The following is a 1,327-nucleotide window of genomic DNA, read 5'->3' on the forward strand; positions in this document are numbered from 1 at the left end:
GTTTTCCACAGGTCGCGGTCGAAGGCGCCGCCCGCCGATACGAAGGCCGCGGCAGAGTCCACCGCCAGCTGTACGGCCTCCTCCGGCAGGCTTCCGTCCGCGAGTGCGGAGGCCGCCACGGCGGCGAAACAGTCGCCCGCTCCACACGCATCGCCCACGGCCCGGTACGGGGCCGGTACGAGCATCGGTGCCTCGGACCGGGGCCGGGTCAGCAGGACCCCCCGCTCGCCGAGGGTGACGGCCACCGCAGCGGCCCCCCAGCGCTCAGCCAGTTCCGCGCCGCGCCGGGCGTGCGCCGCCAGCGAGTTCCCCTCATCGGGGCACAGCGCGGTCGCCTCCGCCGCGTTCGGTGTCACCAGGCGGGCTCCGGGCACCGGGGGTCCGCCCCGCGGGTGTGGGTCCCACACCAGCGGGACGCGGCGAGCGCTGTCGGTGAGCAGGGGCCGCAGTGCCTGGGCCGTGCCCCGGCCGTAGTCGGCGACCAGGACGGCGTGCGCGTCGGCCAAGGCCCGGCCCACCTCAGCATCGGGGAGGCCGACCTGGCCGCCGCCCCGGTCGATCCGGACCAGGGGACGGCCGTCGGCCAGGACCCGCGTCTTGACCGGCAGAGAGCCTTCGAGCGGGAGCTCCACCAGCCGGACACGGCCGTCCAGCACCTCCCGCACACGGTTGCTGGCACGGTCCTCGCCCAGTGCCGTGATCAGGACGACTTCCCGGCCGGAACGGGCGGCCAGCACAGCGGCGAGTCCTGCGCCTCCGGGTCGGGACAGGTCCTCCGTGACGTCGACGACGGGCGCCGGGGCGTCCGGAGCGAGACGGGAGGCGACCCCCCGGATGTCGCGGTCCAGCAGCACGTCGCCGACCACGACCAGCGGTTCCCGGCCGGTCACCTGGTCCTCCTGACGGCGGCGACGGCTCGTCGGGGCGCCGTCCTGACGGTGGCGGTGCCGGGGGAGGCAAGGGCCGCGTCGAAGGACTCGCACAGCAGGTGGACGGCCACCAGGTGGGCCTCCTGCACGGTCGCCGTCGAGGCGGTGTCGATACACAGCGCCTGGTCTGCGACCTCCGCCAGCGGGTTGGGGGCGGGTCCGGTCAGGGCCCAGACCTCCACGCCCGTCGCGCGGGCGGTCAGCGCGGCCGACAGCAGGTTGCCGCTGCGTCCCGACGTCGACAGCAGGATCAGGACGTCACCGTCCCGGCCGTGAGCGGCGACCTGCCGGGCGAAGACCTGCTCGAACCCGTAGTCGTTGCCGATCGCGGTGACGCTGGACGTCTCGGCGTGCAGGGCGATGGCCGAGTAGGCCGGCCGCTCCTCACGGTAGCGGCC

The 1,327-nt window shown here is 75.2% G+C and carries 2 protein-coding genes; both read right to left on the reverse strand.

Annotated elements, in window-relative coordinates; translation table 11 throughout:
• Positions 1-890: bifunctional heptose 7-phosphate kinase/heptose 1-phosphate adenyltransferase (locus ACWGIU_RS37995; RefSeq protein WP_453712663.1), on the reverse strand; the 890-nt coding region annotated here is incomplete at its 3' end.
• Positions 887-1,327: D-sedoheptulose-7-phosphate isomerase (locus ACWGIU_RS38000; protein ID WP_453712665.1), on the reverse strand; the 441-nt coding region annotated here is incomplete at its 5' end. The genes ACWGIU_RS37995 and ACWGIU_RS38000, both read right to left, overlap by 4 nt.

The organism is Streptomyces sp. NPDC054840, from assembly GCF_053611065.1.